A 21,705-nucleotide genomic window follows, 5' to 3' on the forward strand; every position below is an offset into this window, starting at 1 on the left:
GCGGGGCTTTTTTACATCAGTTAATGCTCATGCTTATCAGACTGTATTCGCATTTCGTTGCGACATATCCCTCGAACCAAAGGGTGTGCGTGTTCTAAAACAGCGATGCGATACTCTGAACGATTGCCCAGCCCAGAAAAGTCGCTGGTACGCTAAGCGCTGCAAGCATGATACCGAGAAACACATAGGCGGCCTCATTGGGCGAGCGCTTTGTTTGTTCCGGAGTCTTGTGCCATTGGGCAGGAACGCCATCGAACATTGTATAAATCCTCCTTCTCCCTCAACTTGATTATTGATGAGAGGGTGATTTGTTCAAGTCAAAATAAATGCATGTATTTATTGATCTTATTCTGCTATAAGCGGCGCAATTCGCGGTGCAAGTTGTATAGTTATCACGCTTCGGACGCGATTTTGTTGAGCTATATATTTGATATGAAATATTTTTACTTTTTTACTGTAAGTATCGTTATATCGGAAATTTCAAGAATATCTGAAAATTCGTTTAGTGACGGCCCTTCTCTGCGTCAAAATGGCACGCAAAGGGCATCCCAGTTTTATCGATTCCATCCGTCTTGAGTTAGGCTCAATAAAAGCTGTTGGGGAAATAGCGCAGATAAAGCTCCGTTAGCGTGCCTTTCTGCTGCAAGGCCTGAAGAGCATTGTTGAAGGCACTGGCAAGGGGAGCGTTCTTCTGTGCGACCGCAATGCTGAGACCGGAGCCAAGATATTGCGGTGCGAGGTAAGCGCCGGCTGTAAAGCTGCAGCAAGCATGGCCTTCAGGACTATTCAGCCACACTGAAAGTGACATGCCGTCGTGGAACACCGCGCTGACCTTACCGCTCTTGAGGTCAGCGAGCATGATGGATGCGTCAGGGTACGGTTTGGCGACCGCTTGAGGAAAATAGCTTTTTAGCAGTTGCTCGTGGGCCGATCCCGCAATAACGCCAACGCTTTTACCTTTTGTGGCCGTAATTGCATCGTCATTAAATGCGCCTGCGTTGGTCGTCGCAAATCGCGCAGGCAATCGCATATAGGACCGCGAGAAAGCAAATTGACCACGATTCTCATCGGTTGGTTTCCATCCGGCTATGATGGCTTCTGCTTGTCCGCTAAGCAGTCGTTCCTCAAGCTCATTCCACGGCACAGCTTCAATCTGACAGACGTCGTCAACACCCAATTGACGACAAAGGGCTTTGGCTAGGTCGACATTGTAGCCGGACAGCTGTCCCTGATCGCCAAGCATGTTGAACGGGGGAAAGTCAACGGTTGTGATGAACCTCAACCGATTGAGCGCCTGCAAGGACGGTAACGGCAGGCGTTCTTTCTGGTTGATGAAAGATGGAGCCTCTGGCTGTGCGTCTGAGGCCCAGGCACCATGGGCGCCACACGTGAATGCCAACGCGACGAGCAGTCTTGGAAGGTAGCGTTTCATGACCCGCTTTTGCCTTTTTCTCTATAATTTCGCGTTAACTGAGTTATCGAGTGACGAGCAATATTCAACGAAGGTTCAATAAAAATAAAGGTTGCAATTCATTTTCAGTATATTACCTTCCGATTGCAAATTTTACCGAAATAAATACCTAATGAAGTAAATGGTAAAATAGTAAAGAATTGAATTATTAAAGCATAAAATAAATAAATATAGGTATTCAGTAGTGCGGGGGTGCTATGAGTAATGGATCGATTGCGTTCGATCTGGAGATATGCAGTGCCATATCAGCCAGATTGGAACAATGTGGCGTGTCTAGAGATGCGTTGTTGGGGGCGTATAGTACGGCTACTCACCATGGAACATCTTTTTGTGTGGAATTGATTCAGCGAGGAGATGTTGCGGAATCGGCCATTTATGCAGCTATCGCTGATCTTCTGGGATTGGAATTCACAAACGAGGCTTTACCGTCGCGCATTTTCGTATCGGGGGAGGAAAAGCCATCGGCTTTCATCGATGTCGGACAGGTTATGGTGCTCGGCGCAGACGGAAATAGTTATCTCTACATTGCTCCGTCCGAAAATCGTATCCGAAAACTTCGAGATCATATTCTTGCGACACCGCAATTGAAGAGCCGAATTCGGATCTGTACGCCGACACTTTTGAAACAGATCATGCGGCAACGACATCAGAAGGATCTGATTGCGCGGGCTCATGAAATGACGCCGCAGTCGTTTTCAGCAGCGCGCGTTCTGGATACGCCACAGGCATTTATCATTGCCATGGCAATCTATGCGTTCTTTGCCTGCGTGTTTAACTGGCCGACGATGACGCTTCTGGTGCTTCATGTGGCGTTGTCGGTATTCTTCTTCGGATGCGTGATGATCCGTTTGTTCGCGGCTGTTTCGGGACGCCGGTTGAAGTTTCTCGAAATCAGGAAATGCAATCCGCGTGACTTACCGAACTATTCAGTCCTGGTCCCGTTATATCGGGAGCAGGAAGTGATCGGTCAGCTCATTACGAGCTTGAAACGGCTGAATTGGCCCGCCAGCAAACTCGATATCAAGCTTGTTTGCGAGAAGGATGATTTCGATACAGTATCGGCGATACGCCGTGAACGGCTGCCGTTGAATTTCGAATTGGTTCTCGTGCCGTCTGGCGGACCCAAGACGAAGCCGAAGGCACTGAATTATGCATTGCAATTTGCGCGAGGCGAGATTGTAGCGGTCTTCGATGCTGAAGACCGTCCACACCCTGACCAGCTGCTGGAAGCATGGCAGACTTTTCAGGCTGAAGGCGACAAGCTGGCCTGTGTGCAGGCACCGCTGATTATCGGGAACTTCCGCCACAACCTGCTGACACGAATGTTTGCATTTGAATATGCAGCGCTTTTCCGCGGTTTGTTGCCTTGGCTCGCTTCGCGGGGGCTTGTCATTCCTCTCGGCGGTACTTCCAATCATTTTCGGCGATCTTGTCTGGAAGAAGTTGGCGGCTGGGATGCCTACAATGTCACGGAGGATGCCGATCTCGGGGTGAGGCTCGCCCGGTTCGGTTATCACATCGGCGTCATCACGCGCGGAACGATTGAGGACGCACCCGTAAACTATGATATCTGGCGCAAACAGCGAACACGCTGGCTCAAAGGCTGGATGCAGACATGGCTCGTTCATGGACGCCAGCCGCACAACACATGGCGTGAACTTGGCTGGTTCCGGTTTTCTGTCAATCAGATCTACACGCTAGGTATAATCAGTTCAGCGCTTCTGCATCCGCTCATGTTGGCCATGTTCGCGATCTTGCTGACCAGCATGTTATTCGGGCCTTTGACAACCCATGGCGTCTGGCTGTTGGGGATTGATGTAACGAATATTCTGCTGGCCTATCTTAGCTTCTATCTTCTGGGTGCAAGAACAATGGAGCCAACGGAACTGGGAGGATATGCTTATCTGTTTTCAATCCCGGTATACTGGGTGTTGATTTCAATCTCCGCGTGGCGCGCCTTATGGCAGCTGATGCGTGTGCCTCATCTGTGGGAAAAGACACCGCACCAGCCAAGCCTGTTCTACATTTCCGCAGAAGACGAGGTGAGGAATGTAGAGCCGCGTCCGATGATCGATTGATCCTCGGCTCCAATTGCCTGAAGGTCTCTTCCTTCATAGGGCAGCGTCAAAAGGATGCGCCGGATTGCAGCTAATCTGGCGCGTCGCTTGTCATTCGACCGAATGATCGTCCAGGATGCGTAACCTGTATCGGTCCGTTCAAGCATGGTGTGTAGTGCGTCGGAGTAATCATTCCAGCGGGAGATTCCCGCCACATCCATCGGCGAGAACTTCCAGTTCTTGAGCGGACTATGGCGACGTTCATGAAAGCGCTTGAGCTGCATTTCCTGACCGATATCCAGCCAGAATTTGAAGAGATGAATACCGTCCGTAACGATCATGCGCTCGAAATCGGGTGTTTCAGTCAGGAAGGTTTCAAGCTGCGCCGGGGTACAAAAACCCATCACCCGTTCCACACCAGCCCGGTTGTACCATGATCGGTCAAACGTAACGAACTCGCCGGCAGTTGGAAAATGCGCGACATAACGCTGGAAATACCATTGACCCTGTTCGGTTTCGGTGGGCTTCGGCAAAGCAACGTTCCGCGCGGTTCTGGGGTTCATGAACTCACGGATAGTAAAGATTGTCCCGCCTTTACCAGCCGCGTCGCGGCCTTCGAAAACACTGATGACTCGACCGCCTGTATCCTGAAGCCAGTATTGAAGTTTGACGAGTTCGATCTGAAGCCGCTCCAGCGTTTCTTCATATTCGTCCGACTTCATCTTGGATGGGTAGGGATATCCACCTGACTGCAGCGCATTATCGTCGATCCATTTCGGCAGTTTCGGATCATTTATGTCAAACGAACGCGCTACACCGTCAATTTTCAGCTTGATTGGCTTGTCGATCGGCTTCGCTTCGTCTTTTTTGTCTTTCTTTTTGTTAGCTGTCTTCGAACTGTCACCCACGGCAATTCCCTTTCGTTTATATCAAAGCATGATATGGGCTGTTTGGAAGCCGCGTAAAGGACGTTCGAGCATTTCCGGATAAGTCTATGCCCCAACCGCAGAAGGAAGCAGCATGAGCGAGGCAGGCAACCGCACCGATCCAGAACCACAGGCGGAGAAGTCGATTTTCGAACCGCTTCTTCGGGTCAAGGGTGTCTTGATTGCCAGCATGGTTCTCGCGGTCTGCGTGCTGGCTCTTGATCTCCCCTTCTGGTTTCGAGCTGGCCTCCTGGCCGTTGTCGTACTCGGCGCTGTGTGGCTCGCAAGCGAAGTTGCGAGCAGCGAGCCAGACGAAGAGCCGGTGAAGACAGCGGCACCCAACGAAATGGCGGGAGTGTCCGGCGAGCGTCTGGCCGATCTTCTGACCGATCCGATGGTCGTCTTCGATCATAGCGGAACCGTTCTATTCAACAATTCTGCGGCTCTGGAGGCGTTCCAGTCGCTGGAAACCGGCACAGCGCTCTACTTGCGGTTTCGAGCGCCGGAAATGCATGCTCTCATTCAAGGCGTGATTGCAGACGGCGAAGCGCGAAGTATTGAATATTTCGAACGCGTCCCGATTGATCGCTGGTTCAAGGCGATGGTCAAGGCCTTGCCGGGTAAGGATGGCAGGCCTGAACTTTTCGTCCTGCTGTTCCGCGATCAGAGCGAAACGCGTCGCATTGATCGTATGCGTTCAGACTTCATTGCGAATGCAAGTCACGAACTGCGCACGCCGCTCGCCTCGCTTCGCGGGTTCATCGAGACGCTGCAAGGGCCAGCTCGAAACGACGCAGCTGCGCGCGACCGCTTTCTGGATATCATGCAGAAACAGGCCGAACGCATGTCGCGCCTGATCGACGATCTTTTGTCCCTGTCTCGCCTTGAAATGCGGGCACATCTGGCGGTCAATGAATGTGTGGACATGACGTCCATCCTCAATCACGTTGCCGACACACTGACGCCCTTGGCAGCCGGTCTCGATATCAGTATCGAGCGTCAACTGCCGGATCATCCCGTTACAGTCACTGGCGCGCGTGACGAGCTTATCCAGGTATTTCAGAACCTCGTCGAAAATGCCTGCAAATACGGGCAGGCAGGCAAGCGCGTCATCGTAAAACTGGACGAAGACAATAGCGGCAGTTCTGCTGAGGTGGTGGCATCAGTTCAGGATTTTGGTCCGGGCATTGCAGCGGAGCATTTGCCGCGCCTGACGGAACGTTTCTATCGGATTGACGTCGAAACAAGCCGGGCTCAAAAGGGTACGGGCCTTGGGCTTGCCATCGTCAAACATATCCTTGCACGCCATCGCGGTCGTCTGGTTGTTCGCTCGCAATTGGGCGAAGGATCAACTTTCACGGTGCGGATGCCGAAACGTACTGTGTAGGCTTTCTAACCAAACTTGCGCAGCACCCGCCATTTCAACGGGCGCAGCTTTTTGTAAAGCAAGGTTGAACGTATCCATTCCAGTGAACGGGCAAGAATGAGTGAGGTGCGTCCCCGAAGAGTGGCGGGGCGAATATAGTCGCGCAGGGGTATTGTCCGGTCGCACAAGCCGATTTTCCACCCCTCGTCGCCAAAGCCAAGATCGAAGCAGGCGTAGCCATCTGCTTTCAGCCTGTGCAAAAGGCGTAGAATTATCACTTTGCCGGGTGAAAATTTGCTCCATGTTCCGGCCTCGAAGGTTGTGATCATCGCACAGTAATGGTCATTGCGAACGACGCTCCACATGGTGGCCAATATTGTTTCCCCAACGGCAAGTGCTGAAAGATGCAGGCCATTGTGTTGAGCTAGCTGCTCGGTTGCTTCTTCGAAGAAGCGGCGCTTTTCAGGATGCGCATCGAAGCCAGGGACTTTTGTTTCTTCAAAACGGCGCTGTTTCTGGCGTAGCATGACCTGCAGAACAGATCGTCGTTCCGCTTGGGTTTGCGCTATAAAGAACCGACATCCTTCCATCTTCTGAAGCGTGCGATCACGCTTCTTGATATTGCTGATACTCTGTATGGATCGCTCTATCTCATCCATCGGGCGCATCAGAGAAATCGCATGTGTCGATGCGTTAGAAAGCTTGTTTGCCAGTTGCCACAGTGGATTTGCGAAGCCTTCCACTCGCTCCGGCATTTTGCAGAATGCAATCACATCATGCGAGGGAACCGCTGCGACAACAGCTTCGAGAACGCGTGCGGTAGTGTCAGGAGAAAGTTTCGCTGCAGCTGGAAACACGATAGGCACGTTGTAGTCGCTCACACCGTCATCGATAAATCCCAGCACACGGGATCCGTAAATACTTGTGATTGAGAGCGGCAGAAAAAGAAGCGGGGTGCCGTCGTGCTGGCGAACCTCGGTCAAACATAGCTGTGTGCCGGGTCTGCGCCCGTAAGTTGCGTCCCATGCTCTTACGAAAGATTTGGTCTGGAACACAAAAAATGCGCTGCCGGTTTTGTCATCGGCATCTGGCCAGTCGCTGGATAGCTGTTCCGCGCTGCTATAGACCCGAATGTCAAAATCTTTGGTCAGCATAAATGTCTTTCAGGATTTCCTAAATTAGGAAACCTCAATTATTTGAGTACGCCGAATCTCATTTTATAGTTGAAGTGTTTAGTGGATTTGAAACCAAAGGAAACTATGAAATGCTGGCTTGATTGGTTCTGCCAATAGATTGCTAGGCGCGTGCTTTCTCCCAAATAGGTCAACGATGTCTGTTTCGATTATCATCAAAACTTTGAACGAAGAAAAGCGCATCGCCGAGGCTGTAGAGAGCGCTCTGAAGGCTTTGCCTGGCGGAAAAGTGGAAGTAATCGTAGCAGATAGCGGGTCCACGGATCGCACAATAGAGATAGCACAGTCTTATCCGATCAAGATTGTGCAGATCGAGCCTCCCGCGCGGGCCAGCTGCGGTCTCGGTCCACAACTGGGCTTTCAGTATTCGACGCAGCCCTATATCTGCCTGATCGATGGCGACATGACAATCGAGCCAGATTTTCTGCCGGCAGCTCTTGATTATCTCGACAAGCACCCGGATGTCGGTGGCGTGACCGGCCATGTCGTGGACCAGATTCTGGAAAGTCTGGAGTTCCAGCGTCGTGCGAAGCGGCATTCGCCGGAAGCGCGAACAGGTGACATCGACCGTATGAATGGCGGTGGACTTTACAGGCGCAGCGCGATCGAGCAGGCGGGATATTTTTCCGATCGCAATCTTCATGGCCATGAAGAGTTTGATGCGGGTGTTCGGCTGCGTAGTAAAGGCTGGAAACTCTATCGTCTGGATCGCCCTTTTGTGCAGCATTTTGGCTATACCATGAATGCCTATAAGCTTCTGGTTCGCCGGTGGAAAAGCAAATATCTGCGTGGAACCGGCGAGGTTTTGCGTGCTGCAATGGGGCAGGCACACCAGAAGAATTTGTTCCGTGAACTGCCGGAATTACGGCTTTGGGGCGCGGTTTATCTATGGTGGCTGGTGATCTTGGCGGCTCTCGTTTTCGTGCCGGGATGGCCGCTGGCAATTCTGGCGGCAGCCGTGATTGCGGCGATCCCGTTCGCGGCAATGTCCATTCGTTCGCGTAGTATCGAGCTTGGCGTCTACGCGGTGGTAGCATGGATATTTCATGCAGCTGCACTACCGCTTGGCTTTTTTCAGCCGCGCCGCAAACCAACCGACTGGATCGAAAGTAAGGTTATAAGGGAGCCTTGATGAAAATCCTGCGACTGGCCATATCCGTTTCACTTATAGGCCTCGCGATGTCCAACGCTGGTGCTGAGGAATGGCTTCCGGTCACAGAAAACAATCTCGAAATTTCCGATGGAAGCCCGCTCGATTTTTCGGGGTTTCTGACAAACATCCCCATTGAAGAGAAAAATCGTTTGATCGCAAATGCCGCCGGGCATTTCGCAAAAGCCGACGAGCCTGACCAAACGATGCGGCTGCAGTGTGCCGCGATTGCCTGGGGGCCACCCTCATCTGGCGTGGTAGATCATGCCTTCATTGATCGATATGTGCGACAGCTTCGCCTGCACGGCTACAATATAGCTCGACTTCATTTTGTTGATGCCGACTTGATGCTTGGACAGGAGCGCGATTTCGATTTTCGTCCGGAAGCTCTCGACCGGATGCGTTACCTGATGGCGGCGCTCAAACGCGAAGGCATTTACTGGATCATCGACGGGCTTACCTCCGAAAGCGGCGCTTTGGGCGGGAAGGACACTGATCGTTGGGGACTTGAAGGCAATCTGAAACGCCGAACCTATGTGGACGATGCAGCATTTGATCACTGGCTGCGCTTCCAGAAAGAAGTCTACGCCACGATCAATCCTTATACAGGCCTCACACCTCTAGAAGACCCCGCACTCGCCCTCATCATTCCGTTCAATGAAAATGGTATCGAATTCACAAGCTTTGTGCACGAGCATGACGACGGGACCACATTTTGGCCCGGCTATCGTCCCGCGTTCAATGCATTTCTGAAAAAGCGCTATGCGAATACCGCTGCCTTGTCACGAGCATGGGGTGGTTTGGCATCCGATGAAAATCTGGAACAACAAGCCATCCAATTGCCTGAAAGCCGTAGCGGCGGCGGTAGACGGCTTCGGGATTTTCAGGCTTTCCTCGTTGAAAGTGAACGTTTACTGGCACAACGGATGGAACAGGGCCTACGCGGTCTTGGCTATCGCGGTCTTGTCGCCCCCTATAACAACTGGTTCACCGTCCAGACGGCTCTTTCAAGACAGAGCCAGAAAGCGTTGGTTGCCAATACCTATCATGACTGGATCGGAACCCTCAGCCCAGGAACGGAAATCAAGCATACGAGTTCGATTGCCGACGCTGCTTCCTATGTCAGCGAAATCGCTGTCGGGCGCTGGCTCGGGCGGCCTTTTCTTGTGACCGAGTACGAGCATCTGTTCTGGAACCGCTATCGATATGAAGCGGGTTTGGTGTTTCCGGCCTATGCCGCATTGCAGGGCTGGGACGGTATCTGTCGCCATGGGCAGGGGCCGCTAACGCTTGCATTTGATGAGGCAGCACCATTCCGCCAACGTATCGTTCCCTACACTTTTGCCGTCGATCCTGTCGCGCGTGCGGGCGAAACGCTGGCGTCACTCCTGTTTCGTCGAGGCGACATCGAAACTGCAGATTTCAATCTACCGTTCATGATGCAGGGTGAGGCGAGCCTTGGTGAATCGCTTGAGTTTCGAGAATCGGCGCGACTGAAACCGCTGGCACTTGTTGGCGGGATCGGTCTTGCCACGAAAGAACTGGCCTGGCCGCAAGGCCTACAAAAAAAAGTCGCGGTCGATTATCGAAATGTATCACTCGATAACGTGTTGCAGCGTCTGAAAACGGCGGGTCTCCTTGCAGATGACAACGCGACCAATCCCTCGCAAGGCCTGTTTGAAAGCGCCACTGGTCAAATCCGGCTCGACCGTAACAAGCTGCGGATGCAGGTTGTCACGCCTAAGACCGAGGCCATTGCCTTTGCTGAACTGAAAGACCGCCTGACTTTGCGTGAGCTATCCCTCGGCAATGCCGAGGAGAGGGGCTTGTTTGCTGTTTCGGCTATTGATGAGAAGCCATTGAAGGACAGTGAAAAGCTGCTGATAATTTTCGCCAGTGATGCCCGTAATACCGACATGCGCTTCCGCGACAAGGCGGAGAAAATCATAGAGGATTGGGGACGGTTGCCAGTCACTCTGCTGCGTAACCGGGTGGATGTGACACTGGCAAGAAATACTGTTTCATGGACACTCTCGCCAGTCGGTCTTGATGGGAAGATTCATGACAAGATAGCTGTCGGGTCTGGCCCCATTGCCTTCCGGCTGGACAATGGAGCTGGCAAAGCAGGGCCGACGACGTTCTTCTTGCTGGAACGGAAGCTTGCAGCTCAATAGAAATCCGTCGACAACCTGCTCCAGCTTTCGCCAGCGAGCCCGCCAATAAAGATATCATTACGCTGAACGGCGTTCAGCATATCCGCGTTTGCTGTGGCTACACAAACGTTGGCTTTCAGACGAAAGAACATGATCGACTGTTGTGAGAGCGCATTGAGATAACGCGGATCGACCCGGCCTTGCGCTGCGACATGCCCTTCATCCTGCAGATGGAGCAGCATCGCATCGACGGCATGTTTTTCCATTCCGGCCTTGGCGAGGATGTTCAGAACTTCTGCAATGCCATTGGAGCGGACGTAGTAACAAAAAAAGCCGCTCGGACTGCCGGTGCGGTCGTTGATCGCACAGAAGCGCAAGGTACCGGCAGCCTGATTATCGGACGCCATCAGGAACAGCCAGTTGATGTCGCTTTCTGTCCAGGCTGGATGTGCCAAATAGCTTTGCAGGTAACCTGGAACAAGAGATATGGCTTCGTCTTGCGCAATTTCCTTCACATTCGCCCGGGGCTTGGCAGCTCTCATGATCGCAGGAATCGGAAAAAGCGGGTTGAGCATTCTGCCTACTGAGCTTGTTGCCCATCCGCCGAGGATTGGACGCCGTTCTGCAACGTAACTGGCCACATAGCTGGCAGCCCGGAATATGCGTGTCCATCCGAGTCCATGTGTGCCGAGTGTAATCCCCCCAATTGCTTCGGAATGTTTGAGGCTTACTGGCGCAGCACTGTCGGTGAAGTTGAGTATCTTTTCACTTGGACGCAAAGTGAGTGTCAATTCGGCGGCGCCGCGTGGCGACATTTCCGGTTTCATCATGAAAGCGCAAAGCAATCGCCCCATGATCGATTGACCATTGACCCTATAGGGAATGGGCAGAACCGAGATCGCGCTATCGATCTCACCGTGCTCGTCCTCATGGACCACGCTGCCAATTGCAGGGTCGTAGTAGGGGCTTTCAAAAAAGAACTTCTGAAAATACTGATCGAAAGTCTTGTTGCATGACTTTGAGTGTGGACGAAAAACTCGCTGGAACAGCGTGCGGACGGCAGGAATATCATCAATATGCATCGCGCGAACACGTCGCGACTTGATGTCATTTGCTGGTGTAGAGATGCGCGTCATCTAAGCCCCCGCCTGCTTGAAACCGCCTTTTTTCTCTTCTGCGTCACGACTCCGGCGAACGAGGTAGATAACGCATCCCCACGATGCCAACACAATACTGATTTCGATTACGTAAATAGCTGCGAAAGTTCCTGTGATTGGCGCATACCAGGTGGCCAGTGCCAGAAGCGGTGCACCAAGAATGTTGCCTGTGTTCAGGACCGCCGTGCGATAGCTGTGCTGGCTGGCTGCACCCAGAAGATCCACCGCTATCGACCATAGAGCAACAAACACCGTGATCCAGCAAAGCGTGCGGCAGAAGGAAACCAGCGTGTCGTATTCGCTGCCGAAGAGATAGGGCAGATAGGGCGCAATGATAAAGACGGCCAGCGATGTGAATATGCCGATTGCAATCGCGGCGCCGAGCAGGCGCATTGTAATCGGTAGCGCATGATGGATGCCGTTTGCGCTGGCGCGGGCCAGATGCGGGTAGACGAGACGGTTCATCGCCTCGACGGTCAATGTGCTGCTGTCGATGATGCGACGAGTGACGCCGTAGCTGCCAACAATGCTGGGAGTTACCAATGTTCCGAGAAGCAGAAGGTCGGCATTCTGGCGGACCGCCTTGAAGATGAACTGTGATGCGAACATCACTCCGAGCCGCAGTTCATCGCGCACGATTGTGTATTGCGGAAGACCGAGTCTGCGCAGGAACAAGGCATAAACCACGGCGACCAGCACATGAACCCCGAACTGCCAATAAGCCCATCCGACAACAGTGGATACGCCAAACACAAGGCAGGCGATTGTCGCGCCAATGGTGCGGGCAATGGCAAATCCGACGACGGAGAGATTGGCCGATACGAAGTCAGTATGCGCAATGTAAATTTGCTCGACCAGCAGGATAAGGCGCACCAACACAATATTGGTGACAAGTAGCAGAAAAAGCCCAAACAGGTTGTTTGTAAATTCTGGAGAGCCACTCAGCCAGAACGGCAATATCACCATTCCGGCGGCGACGAGGACAACGCCTGTAACTGCGATCAAAATGAGATTGTGGCCAAGCATTGCCGGATAGATCGCTCGATCCTGCGCCACGCGACGTACGAGGCATTCCGCTCCGCCCAGGCCGCAAATGAAGGTGGCGATGCTGGTAACGGCCATCACCGTCACGAACAAACCGAACTCGTGAGAGCCAAGATAGCGTGCCAGAATAGCGAATGTAAAAAGCTGTGCGATGTTTGCCGCAAAAAGGCTGCCGCTAGAAGCTGCGTAGGACAGTAATGTCGACCAATGGCGTTTCAAATTTTCATACCGAGTTTTCGGGCCGCTATGGCTCAGCGTGCTTCTGGAGGATCAAAGGCGCGCTTGGAACTTCAAGATAAGGTTATGACAGCGAAGAGGCTTCTTTTTCGTAAAGCTTCTGATGATGAGGCATATGCACTGTTTTCTCTTAGTCCCGAAGAACATGAGGTGCCAAGCATGTCGACCGAAATTTATCACAAACTGCAGGACTAAATGACCGTCATTTGCATTTTGGTGACACTCGTGCAGATGATTGCCTTTCATTAACCGAATTTTTTAATCTTTAAGTCTAAGGAAAATAGTAGCGCCATGTTTGCGCTATTGAGTGAACCTTAGGGACGACTAATGTACACCTTGCGCGACCTCGCTTCGAAAGCACGGGTAACAGAGACTGCCAGTGAAAATCTGGCATCCGTCGATGACCGGCTGCGTGCAGTCAGACGCGAGACGTATGTTGTCCGTGAAGAAGAAAAGGTTACTGAAACCATTGCGCCTGCAAACAAGGGACTGATGCTGCCGGAACTCGACCTGTTCGAGGCGCTCGCCTGGATGCGTGCCCGGTGGATTTTGATCGCAGCGCTCGCAATAATAGGTGGTTTGGCGGGTCTCGCCTACGGCATGACGGCAAAGCCTCGTTATACAGCCTATACGGATTTGCTGGTTCCGCCGTCTGGACTCCAGTTGTTGCCCAACGATGTTTATGCCCAGAGCCTGCAGGCTGACAGCCAGATTCTCGACATCGAAAGCAAAATGCGCATCTTGACTTCCGGCAACGTACTCCGGCGGGTCGTGACGGACTTGAAGCTGAATGAGGATGAGGAGTTTGTGCCTCCTCCGCCAGCGTTCGATGTTAGGGCTATGCTTGGCCTCAGCAAACCGGCGGGTCCGAAAGATGATACACTGACTGCTGTACGTGCACTGTCGCAGCGGATCAACGTTACGCGTCCTGAACGATCCTATCTGGTTACGATTGCGGTCTGGACGGAAAATCCCGAAAAATCGGTAAAGGTCGCAGATTCTCTGGCGAACGCCTTCCAGGAGGAAGTTGCGCAAGCAGATGCTGATGGCGCAGGACGTGCTGCCGCTGCCCTATCCGAACGTCTGTCCTCTCTGCAGAAGGCGGCAACTGAGGCGGAAGAAAAAGTCTCGGCGTTTCGCCGGGCGCACGGCCTGCAAACATCAGGTGGCGAACTCGTCAGCACCCAGTCGATGACGCAGATCAATTCTAAATTGGTCGATGCCAAAGCGCGCGTTGCCGACGCAAGCACGCGCTATCAGGAGCTGACAAAGGATACCGGCAGCGCCGTTAGTCCGGCAAGCACCTTGCAATCGCCCACGATGACGAACCTGCGTGGACAATATGCATCGCTGAAACAGCGCTACGATGCTCTCGCCATGACCTACGGTCCGCGATATCCGGAACTGATGAATACGGAACGCCAGCTTGCCGGTCTGGAACAGCAGCTGGCGCAGGAACGGGCGCGTATCCTGCAATCGGCCAAGGTTGACCTCGATCAGGCAAATGCCGTTGTAGCGGCTCTCAACGCACAGGCAGCTTCAGCACGTTCGGCTGTTGCGCTCGACAATGACGCGCAAGTCCAGCTGTCGGACCTCGAACGCGACATGGCCGCCAAGGTCTCTATCTACAACACGTTCCTGACCCGCTCATCGGAGACGAGCCAGCGCCAGCAACTCGATGCGACCAATATCCGGATCATTTCGACTGCCATTCCTCCGATTGGTCGCAGCTGGCCACCCAAGACCGTCGTGCTTGGTGCTGGGGGTGGCATTGCCGGGATGGGCCTTGGTGTGGTTCTCGCGCTCAGTTTGGGCTATCTTGGTGCATGGCGTCGAAACCGTGAGGGTCTGGTCTGACTTGGCTGAACTATCGGTTCATTACCGTGAGGAGATACAACCGCGAGTCTCGTCAGCTATCGGGGCCGCTCTCTTTCTCTGCATGTTCTTATTCATCTGGATAGGCACCAATCCCTATCCGGATCTTGGTGCCGTGACCGGCGTCACAGCCAAAGCTGCAGATTCCAGCTCGCTCAACCAGCTGGTCACCTTGTTTCTGACGGGCAGCTTTCTGGTTTGCGCGCTGAGCAGCTCCATGCGCAGTGCCATTCTGCAACCGCGCGTTCTGATTGGCCTGGTTTTCTTCTGGCTCTTTATGACGGCCCTTTTGTCGGCTCACCCGATGATCGCCAGCAAGAAAGTGGTCTTGTCTATCCTGACCGCGTTGAATGCGAGCATCTTTCTCATGTTGCCGCAATCCGAACGCCAGATGGCACGGTTGCTGGCAGCCGGTTCATTGATAACACTGGCGTTTGCCTATTTCGGCGTAATCTTTATGCCGCAACGGGCTATTCATCAGGGTACTGAAGTTATTGAACCTATGCTGGCCGGTGCATGGCGCGGCCACTATCCACACAAGAATGCCGCCGCCGCCTCTCTGGTGCTGATGAGCTTTTTCGGCCTCTATATCTGGAAAACCGGCTTGCCGAAGACGGGTATGCTTATCGTCGCCCTTTGCGTGTTCTTTGTTCTTAACACGGGCGGCAAGACATCGACGGCCATGTTGCCGTTTATCGTCGTGATGTCGCTGGTGTTTGTGCGACTGAAATGGACACGTGTTTTCATTGCTATCGGCGGGATCGCTGCTTTCAATATTATTGCTGTCGGGGCGGCCGTTTTCGATCCCTTGCGCGAGCTTGTTCAAAGCCTGGGCGTTGACGCCAGCTTTACAAATCGATCTGACATCTGGAAACTCGCATTCGCCGCAATCTCGGCAAAGCCGATTTTCGGCTACGGTCTGGACTCGTTCTGGAAAACGCCGGAAATGGTCTATGCAGGTGGCGGTGGCGCAAGCTGGGCGGTTGCAGCCTTCAATGCACATAATTCTTTTCTGGATATGATGATCAATGCTGGGATTATTGGTTTAATTCTGACGCTTATCTGGATAATGGTCTTACCGCTTCGGTATATTAAGGAAGCGGAAAGCACAGATAACGACCCTATATTAACGCTCCTCTATATTCGCCTTTGGCTTTACGGATTATATATGTCTTGTATGGAGAGCACGTTCTTTCAGAACGGTGGGGCGGTGTGGTTCTGCATTATGGTTGCTGTCTTCGGATTGCGCTTGCAGGCAAAGGCAAAGCTCGTCTGAAACAGCTTTTGGGGGCTGGGGCAATGATGGAAATGGATAGTCTCGACAAGGCGCGCAGCCGCCTGGAATGGTATGCTATACGGCTGAACGACAGCATCAGCCGTCGGTTTCCATTGCGCCCATTCTGCCTGCCGAAGAATGAACGGATCATCACTTTCACATTTGACGATGTGCCTGATACGGCCGAAAGCGCCGGGGCTGCCATTCTCGACAAGCATGGGGTTCATGGCACTTTCTATATTGCAGGCAACCTGGTTGGTACGAAAGAAGCCAAAAGGAACCTGATCACACAGGAAGGCTGCCGGAAACTGGTCGAGCGCGGACATGAATTGGGTTGCCATACCTATGATCATCTCAAGGTTCCTTATGTCGGGGCGCAGAACATAGTGGCCGATTTAGATCGCAACACCGCCTATCTCGATGTGTTCGAGCCTGATCGTGTCGAGGCGCGCAATTTCGCTTATCCCTACTGCGCATCTTCCATGATGTCGCGGCGGCTCTTTGCTGATCGTTTCTCTACATGCCGCGGAGGTGGCAACCGCATCAATCGCGGCATGATCGACCTTGCCTTTCTGCAGGCGGTGGAGATCAGGCAGCCTGACGATGACGCTGCGCGCCAGACTCGCTGGATCGATGATCTGAATGCAAATCCCGGCTGGCTTGTCTTCTATACGCATGATGTCAGCGATACGCCGACCGAGTTCGGGTGCAAGCCTGAAACCTTTGAGCGCCTCGTATCTCATGCGGTGAAAAGTGGGGCGGCTGTTCTTTCTGTCCGCGAAGCATTGGCGCGCCTTGGTGCTCAACGAGGTGCTGCTTGACGCATTTAAATGATAAAGAACATCGCCTGTTGGCGATCAACAATTACTTTTATCGGCGCGGTGGCGCCGAAACTGTTTTTCTCGACCACATCAAACTATTTTCTGAAATCGGCTGGCAAACGGCACCTTTTGCCATGCAGCATCCGGATAATTTCCCATCCGACTGGTCTTCCTATTTCGTCTCGGAAATTGAGTATGGCCGGGAAAGCAGCCCGCTCACAAAGTTCGTGCAAGCGGGCAAGATCATCTATTCATGGGAAGCGCGCGACCGGATCAAGGCGCTGATCGAACGTTTTCGTCCGAATGTCGCGCATGCACATAATATCTATCATCATTTGTCACCGTCGATTTTCCCGGTTCTGAAGGACGCGGGTATCCCGACGGTCATGACAGCCCACGACCTGAAGCTGGCCTGTCCGGCCTATAAAATGCTGTCACACAACCAGATTTGCGAGCGCTGCAAGGGCGGGCGCATTTATAATGTGGCGCTTCATAAATGCATCAAGGATTCCACGGCGCTGAGCGGGCTGGTTTTCGTTGAAACAGCCATTCATCGCATGCTTGGTCTTTACCGCAATACGCTTGACCGCATCGTTGTGCCGAGCCGCTTCTATATTGCCAAGCTTGCCGAATGGGGCTGGCCTGAAGAAAAGCTGGTCTATATTCCCAACTTCGCCCATACGGACGATCTGAAACCTTACGCAGATGAGAGCGATTACTTCGCCTATGTCGGAAGACTGGCGCCGGAAAAGGGGATCGGTACCCTCATTCGTGCAGCGGCGATTGCGAGGCAGAAACTTGTTATTGCAGGCACCGGGCCTGAAGAACAATCACTGAAAGCGATTGCCACTGAGGCGGGCGGCGATGTCACATTCGCAGGCTATGTCTCGGGTGAACGACTGCATAGGCTGATCGGAGAAGCAAAGGCGCTCGTTCTTCCGTCTGAATGGTATGAAAATGCCCCGATCAGTATTCTGGAAGCCTATGCGCTTGGGGTGCCGGTGATTGGCGCAGACATTGGTGGAATTCCCGAAATGATCATCGAAGGTGAGACCGGAATGGTTTCCCGTGCAGGCGATATAGATGATCTCGCCCGGGTTCTTGGCGAGTTTGCGGGATTATCTCCGCAGGCGCGGCGCAAGATGGGGAATGTAGGCCGGGTCTGGGCCGGTAATGAATTCTCGCCACAGGCATACAGAAACCGCACGCTGGAACTTTATGCCGAGTTAGGGGCGCTTTGATGGTCCGAAACGACAAACGACCTCGCGTCATGATGCTGGGTCTACGCGGTGTTCCAAACGTACAAGGCGGAGTGGAAAAACATGTCGAGGAGCTCGCCCGGCTCTATGTGACAAAGGACTGGGATGTCGAGGTCATCGGACGTCGCCCATACCTTGAAAAGAAACAGCCTTATGTATGGGAGGGTGTGCGGGTAACGCCGATCTGGGCACCGACTTCCATGAAATTCGAGGCGATTGTCCATACGGTTCTGGGCGTGCTGCGGGCAGGGTTCAAACGTCCGGATGTTCTGCACATTCACGCAATCGGTCCGGCTCTGGCTGTTCCGCTGGCGCGTCTGCTGGGGGTGCGCACGGTCGTGACGCACCACGGATTTGACTATAATCGTCAGAAGTGGGGGCGTCTTGCGCGCACGATGCTGAAGCTTGGCGAATGGTGCGGGATGCGTTTTGCAAATGCACGTATCGCTGTGTCCAACGACATCGCGCAAACCATGCAACAGCATTTCCATGTGCCGATCACATTTATCCCGAACGGCGTCACGCTGCGTCCTGCCTGCCGAGACAAGACGTGGTTGGAGAAGCACGGCCTGTTACCGGAGCGGTATATCGCTCTTGTGGCACGGATTGTTCCAGAGAAACGTCAACTCGATCTCATCGAGGCTTTTGCAAAACTTTCCGATTCTTCTTTGAAACTGGCTCTGATCGGTTCGGCGGAATATACCGCTGAATATGCCGGAGCCGTCCGCGCAAGGGCTGATGCTGTGCCAGGTGTCGTGCTGACGGGCGCACTTCAGGGAGAAGAGCTGTCAGCCTTGTTCAGTCAGGCGGCATTGTTCGTTCTGCCATCCAGCCACGAGGGCATGCCGATCGCTCTGCTGGAGGCGATGGGGTATGGCTTGAACGTACTCGCAAGCGATATTACTGCCAATGTCGAAGTGGGGCTTTCAGAGGAGAGTTACTTTCCGCTTGGCAATGTCGATGCATTGAAGGATGCGCTGCGGCAGAAGATCGATAGCCCGTTGACCAGCAAGCAGTCGCAAGAAATGATCGACTGGATCGCGCGGGATTACAGCTGGAGCGGGATCGCTGACCGCACGCTGGAAGTTTACAAGTCCACTTTGAAATAGAACGCGCCCCGAAAATTGTGGGGTGGCTTTCGGGACAAGGCGTGTGTGGACCAAAATAAAGGCCCCGGAAGCTTTCGCTTCGGGGCCCGATAATCTCATTCTCGTATTCGTCTTAACGAGCCCGACGGCGTTCCGCAGTCGGCTGGAAAGCCAGACGCGAATGATAGCTGCAATATGGGCTCGATTCACCGGATTCATGGCCGCAGAAATGAAAGTCTTCGTTCAGCGGGTCGCCAATCGGCCACTTGCAGGTACGTTCGCTCAGCTGCAGCAGTGAGAGACGGCGCGAAATAGGCACCACTACATCTGAAGCCGGCTTGACCACTCTTTCCGCAACGACGTCTACGGCGTAGTCCATCTGAAGTGCAGTAGCACCAACCGTCTTGGTGACCGTAGCCGTGCGCATCGTCGTCGTATGCACGCCGGTTGAATGTTGTGCTGCAGGACGTGGCGCTGCGGCAACCGTGTTGACCTTCTTGCTGCGTGGAGCAGCGGTCGTGGTTTTGCCACGGCCCGAAAGCTTCAAACGGTGCACTTTGCCGATCACTGCATTACGGCTCACGCCGCCAAGCTGTGCTGCGATCTGGCTTGCGCTCAAGCCTTCGCTCCACAGTTTCTTCAGTAGTTCGACGCGTTCGTCTGTCCAGTTCATCGCCCTGGGCTCCAATCATTTTCGTTATCCGGAATCCGCCAGTGTTCTCGGATTGCTCCAAGCGCAAACACCATATCTATCCGGGTGACTAGGTCCGCCGCACGAAATGTAGCTTTAATCTCTAAAAAGAAACTACAATATCCAACGACTCCATGACAAGGGATAGCCCTGTCAGGCAGATTCCATTTTTATGGTTTTCCCCAACTTGGGTGCCAAAGACGGTTTTTCTTTGATCCAGCGCCGAAATTTTGCACGCAATTGGTTCTGAACTGAAAACCCGGATTGTTTCAGGATGGAACATCGCGAACTTGCGAAGCGGATATGCCGTCTGGCAGCCTCAGCCGAGGAGAGGCCTTTCTCTATAGAGTGTGGATGCTCGCGTAAAGTCACCTTCGACCGGCGAATGTTACAAGAACGAGAAAATGCATGAACTCATGCCGAAAGATGGCCTGCAAACCTTGCTTGCTTTGATTGACATTTTTTTTGTGAACGCCAATATACGCGCGAGATAAATATGCCGCCCTGAGGGCGGTTTTTTATTTCTGCCGGAAGCTCAGGCGAGGAGCATGAGCTATCTGGGCCATTCCCTCATGTCTCATTATATTTTCGCGGCAGCTGGGATGGAATATTGGGCGCTTTTCGAAAGGTGGGAACCGTTTCGAGTGCCTGAGGACTGTTTATGGGAAACACAGCTTTGCCGGTGCGACCGTGCAAGCTGCAAAAAAGGCTTTGGAGGCCTGACGCTATGACCGACGCTACGACCGTGCAACCGCTTTACGACACCTATAATCGTGCGGCGCTGCGCTTCGAGCGAGGTGAGGGCATCTGGCTGATTACCGAAAGCGGCGAACGTTACCTCGACTTTGCTGCCGGCATTGCTGTGAACTCGCTTGGCCATTCGCATCCACATCTGGTGGAAACGCTGAAGACCCAGGCGGAAAAGCTGTGGCATCTGTCGAATGTCTACGAAATTCCGGCGCAGGAGAAGCTAGGACGGCGTCTTGTCGAGAGCACTTTCGCCGACAAGGTCTTCTTCACCAACTCCGGCGCTGAAGCCCTTGAATGCGCGATCAAGACCGCGCGCCGCTATCAATATGTAAGCGGTCACCCGGAACGCTACCGCATTGTGACCTTTGAAGGCGCCTTCCATGGCCGCACACTGGCCACGATTGCCGCTGGCGGTCAGGCCAAATATCTCGAAGGCTTTGGCCCGAAGGTCGACGGTTTTGATCAGGTTCCGTTCGGTGATGAAGCGGCATTGCGTGCCGCTATCACCGATGAGACTGCAGGGATCCTGCTTGAACCCGTGCAGGGCGAAGGCGGTTTGCGCGGTTTCCCTGAAGAATTCATGCGCATGCTGCGCCAGATCTGTGATGAAAAGGGTCTTCTGCTGATCCTCGACGAAGTGCAGACCGGCGTTGGCCGCACGGGCAAGCTGTTTGCGCATGAGTGGGCTGGTATCAAGCCGGACATCATGGCTGTGGCCAAGGGCATCGGCGGCGGTTTCCCGATGGGTGCTTGTCTCGCGACCGCAGAAGCGGCCAAGGGCATGACGGCTGGTGTTCACGGCACGACCTATGGCGGCAACCCGCTGGCCATGGCCGTCGGCAATGCCGTGCTCGATGTTGTTCTGGCTGACGGTTTCCTCGAAAATGTTCAGGCAACCGCTCTGGTCATGAAACAGGGGCTTGCTTCCATCGTTGACCGCTACCCAAGTGTTGTTTCCGAAATCCGTGGCCGCGGCCTGCTGATCGGCATCAAGTGCGTTGTGCCGAATACCAGTCTCATTCAGGCCCTTCGTGACGAGCATTTCCTGAGCGTCGGCGCTGGCGACAATGTCGTTCGTCTACTTCCGCCGCTGGTTACGACGCCGGAAGAAGCGCGTGAAGCGCTGAAGCGCATTGAAACGGCGGTCGAACGGCTCGCAACTGCAAATCCGATCAGCAAGACGGCGTGATA

At 53.5% G+C, this 21,705-nt stretch carries 17 protein-coding genes; 10 read left to right on the top strand and 7 right to left on the bottom strand.

The window, feature by feature from the left end:
• Nucleotides 1-94: 94 nt before the first annotated feature.
• Nucleotides 95-259 (bottom strand): hypothetical protein, encoded by a 165-nt coding sequence (locus KWJ32_RS08005; RefSeq protein WP_006466025.1) that lies wholly within the window; start codon nucleotides 257-259, stop codon nucleotides 95-97.
• Nucleotides 260-583: 324 nt separating this feature from the next.
• Entirely contained in the window at nucleotides 584-1,432 is an 849-nt protein-coding gene (locus KWJ32_RS08010; RefSeq protein WP_010658200.1) for a transporter substrate-binding domain-containing protein, read from the bottom strand.
• A gap of 236 nt (nucleotides 1,433-1,668) precedes the next feature.
• Between KWJ32_RS08010 and KWJ32_RS08015 the strand changes: the two genes are divergently transcribed.
• The gene (locus KWJ32_RS08015; protein WP_029375881.1) at nucleotides 1,669-3,549 is read left to right on the top strand and encodes a glycosyltransferase; all 1,881 of its coding nucleotides are present in this window, start codon (nucleotides 1,669-1,671) and stop codon (nucleotides 3,547-3,549) included.
• Here the strand turns inward: KWJ32_RS08015 and ppk2 are convergent.
• The gene (gene ppk2 / locus KWJ32_RS08020) at nucleotides 3,492-4,436 is read right to left on the bottom strand and encodes a polyphosphate kinase 2 (protein ID WP_010658202.1); all 945 of its coding nucleotides are present in this window, start codon (nucleotides 4,434-4,436) and stop codon (nucleotides 3,492-3,494) included. The two genes, KWJ32_RS08015 and ppk2, sit on opposite strands and share 58 nt — an antisense overlap.
• A gap of 112 nt (nucleotides 4,437-4,548) precedes the next feature.
• Here ppk2 and KWJ32_RS08025 point away from each other — a divergent pair, with 112 nt between their 5' ends.
• The gene (locus KWJ32_RS08025; protein WP_040129932.1) at nucleotides 4,549-5,841 is read left to right on the top strand and encodes an ATP-binding protein; all 1,293 of its coding nucleotides are present in this window, start codon (nucleotides 4,549-4,551) and stop codon (nucleotides 5,839-5,841) included.
• A 5-nt stretch (nucleotides 5,842-5,846) separates the two neighbouring features.
• Here the strand turns inward: KWJ32_RS08025 and KWJ32_RS08030 are convergent, their stop codons facing one another.
• Nucleotides 5,847-6,974 carry a GNAT family N-acetyltransferase gene (locus tag KWJ32_RS08030; protein WP_256885962.1) on the bottom strand — a complete coding sequence of 376 codons (1,128 nt, stop codon included), beginning with the start codon at nucleotides 6,972-6,974 and terminating at the stop codon, nucleotides 5,847-5,849.
• 175 nt (nucleotides 6,975-7,149) lie between these two features.
• On the opposite strand from KWJ32_RS08030, the gene KWJ32_RS08035 reads away from it, so the two are divergent.
• Both KWJ32_RS08035 and KWJ32_RS08040 read left to right on the top strand, forming a co-directional pair.
• On the top strand, nucleotides 7,150-8,145 hold the full coding sequence (locus KWJ32_RS08035) for a glycosyltransferase (protein WP_012090696.1): 996 nt from the start codon (nucleotides 7,150-7,152) through the stop codon (nucleotides 8,143-8,145).
• Nucleotides 8,145-10,337 (top strand): hypothetical protein, encoded by a 2,193-nt coding sequence (locus KWJ32_RS08040; protein ID WP_012090697.1) that lies wholly within the window; start codon nucleotides 8,145-8,147, stop codon nucleotides 10,335-10,337. The genes KWJ32_RS08035 and KWJ32_RS08040 overlap by 1 nt, the downstream gene beginning before the upstream one ends.
• Here KWJ32_RS08040 and KWJ32_RS08045 read toward each other — a convergent pair.
• The gene (locus tag KWJ32_RS08045) at nucleotides 10,331-11,452 is read right to left on the bottom strand and encodes a hypothetical protein (protein WP_010658207.1); all 1,122 of its coding nucleotides are present in this window, start codon (nucleotides 11,450-11,452) and stop codon (nucleotides 10,331-10,333) included. The genes KWJ32_RS08040 and KWJ32_RS08045 overlap by 7 nt on opposite strands.
• The gene (locus KWJ32_RS08050; RefSeq protein ID WP_010658208.1) at nucleotides 11,453-12,736 is read right to left on the bottom strand and encodes a lipopolysaccharide biosynthesis protein; all 1,284 of its coding nucleotides are present in this window, start codon (nucleotides 12,734-12,736) and stop codon (nucleotides 11,453-11,455) included. It lies immediately after the preceding gene.
• 345 nt (nucleotides 12,737-13,081) lie between these two features.
• On the opposite strand from KWJ32_RS08050, the gene KWJ32_RS08055 reads away from it, so the two are divergent.
• Genes KWJ32_RS08055 through KWJ32_RS08075 form a run of 5 tightly spaced genes read left to right on the top strand, consistent with a single transcriptional unit; the run spans nucleotide 13,082 to nucleotide 19,094 of the window.
• Nucleotides 13,082-14,611 (top strand): GumC family protein, encoded by a 1,530-nt coding sequence (locus KWJ32_RS08055; protein ID WP_010658209.1) that lies wholly within the window; start codon nucleotides 13,082-13,084, stop codon nucleotides 14,609-14,611.
• Nucleotides 14,520-15,905 carry an O-antigen ligase gene (locus tag KWJ32_RS08060; protein ID WP_235907481.1) on the top strand — a complete coding sequence of 462 codons (1,386 nt, stop codon included), beginning with the start codon at nucleotides 14,520-14,522 and terminating at the stop codon, nucleotides 15,903-15,905. Before KWJ32_RS08055 ends, KWJ32_RS08060 begins: the two co-directional genes overlap by 92 nt.
• A gap of 23 nt (nucleotides 15,906-15,928) precedes the next feature.
• Nucleotides 15,929-16,726, top strand: coding sequence for a polysaccharide deacetylase family protein (locus KWJ32_RS08065; protein ID WP_010658211.1), 798 nt, complete (start codon nucleotides 15,929-15,931; stop codon nucleotides 16,724-16,726).
• Nucleotides 16,723-17,967, top strand: coding sequence for a glycosyltransferase family 4 protein (locus tag KWJ32_RS08070; RefSeq protein WP_012090701.1), 1,245 nt, complete (start codon nucleotides 16,723-16,725; stop codon nucleotides 17,965-17,967). Before KWJ32_RS08065 ends, KWJ32_RS08070 begins: the two co-directional genes overlap by 4 nt.
• Nucleotides 17,967-19,094: a glycosyltransferase family 4 protein gene (locus tag KWJ32_RS08075; protein ID WP_010658213.1), complete on the top strand. Its 1,128-nt coding sequence runs from the start codon at nucleotides 17,967-17,969 to the stop codon at nucleotides 19,092-19,094. Before KWJ32_RS08070 ends, KWJ32_RS08075 begins: the two co-directional genes overlap by 1 nt.
• A gap of 112 nt (nucleotides 19,095-19,206) precedes the next feature.
• Here KWJ32_RS08075 and KWJ32_RS08080 read toward each other — a convergent pair whose 3' ends face one another.
• Nucleotides 19,207-19,746, bottom strand: coding sequence for a GcrA family cell cycle regulator (locus KWJ32_RS08080; protein WP_010658214.1), 540 nt, complete (start codon nucleotides 19,744-19,746; stop codon nucleotides 19,207-19,209).
• Between the two features lie 745 nt (nucleotides 19,747-20,491).
• On the opposite strand from KWJ32_RS08080, the gene KWJ32_RS08085 reads away from it, so the two are divergent.
• Nucleotides 20,492-21,703, top strand: a complete 1,212-nt coding sequence (locus KWJ32_RS08085) for an aspartate aminotransferase family protein (protein WP_010658215.1) — start codon at nucleotides 20,492-20,494, stop codon at nucleotides 21,701-21,703.
• The last annotated feature ends 2 nt before the right edge of the window (nucleotides 21,704-21,705 follow it).

The sequence above is a fragment of the Ochrobactrum sp. BTU2 genome (assembly GCF_024539785.1).
Lineage (GTDB): Bacteria > Pseudomonadota > Alphaproteobacteria > Rhizobiales > Rhizobiaceae > Brucella > Brucella anthropi.

Coding starts and splice junctions, on each gene's coding strand:
- KWJ32_RS08040 (WP_012090697.1), top strand. CDS start 8,145: ATGAAAATCCTGCGACTGGCCATATCCGTTTCACTTATAGGCCTCGCG.
- KWJ32_RS08030 (WP_256885962.1), bottom strand. CDS start 6,974: ATGCTGACCAAAGATTTTGACATTCGGGTCTATAGCAGCGCGGAACAG.
- KWJ32_RS08045 (WP_010658207.1), bottom strand. CDS start 11,452: ATGACGCGCATCTCTACACCAGCAAATGACATCAAGTCGCGACGTGTT.
- KWJ32_RS08065 (WP_010658211.1), top strand. CDS start 15,929: ATGATGGAAATGGATAGTCTCGACAAGGCGCGCAGCCGCCTGGAATGG.
- KWJ32_RS08015 (WP_029375881.1), top strand. CDS start 1,669: ATGAGTAATGGATCGATTGCGTTCGATCTGGAGATATGCAGTGCCATA.
- KWJ32_RS08005 (WP_006466025.1), bottom strand. CDS start 259: ATGTTCGATGGCGTTCCTGCCCAATGGCACAAGACTCCGGAACAAACA.
- KWJ32_RS08010 (WP_010658200.1), bottom strand. CDS start 1,432: ATGAAACGCTACCTTCCAAGACTGCTCGTCGCGTTGGCATTCACGTGT.
- KWJ32_RS08080 (WP_010658214.1), bottom strand. CDS start 19,746: ATGAACTGGACAGACGAACGCGTCGAACTACTGAAGAAACTGTGGAGC.
- KWJ32_RS08035 (WP_012090696.1), top strand. CDS start 7,150: ATGTCTGTTTCGATTATCATCAAAACTTTGAACGAAGAAAAGCGCATC.
- KWJ32_RS08085 (WP_010658215.1), top strand. CDS start 20,492: ATGACCGACGCTACGACCGTGCAACCGCTTTACGACACCTATAATCGT.
- KWJ32_RS08055 (WP_010658209.1), top strand. CDS start 13,082: ATGTACACCTTGCGCGACCTCGCTTCGAAAGCACGGGTAACAGAGACT.
- KWJ32_RS08075 (WP_010658213.1), top strand. CDS start 17,967: ATGGTCCGAAACGACAAACGACCTCGCGTCATGATGCTGGGTCTACGC.
- KWJ32_RS08025 (WP_040129932.1), top strand. CDS start 4,549: ATGAGCGAGGCAGGCAACCGCACCGATCCAGAACCACAGGCGGAGAAG.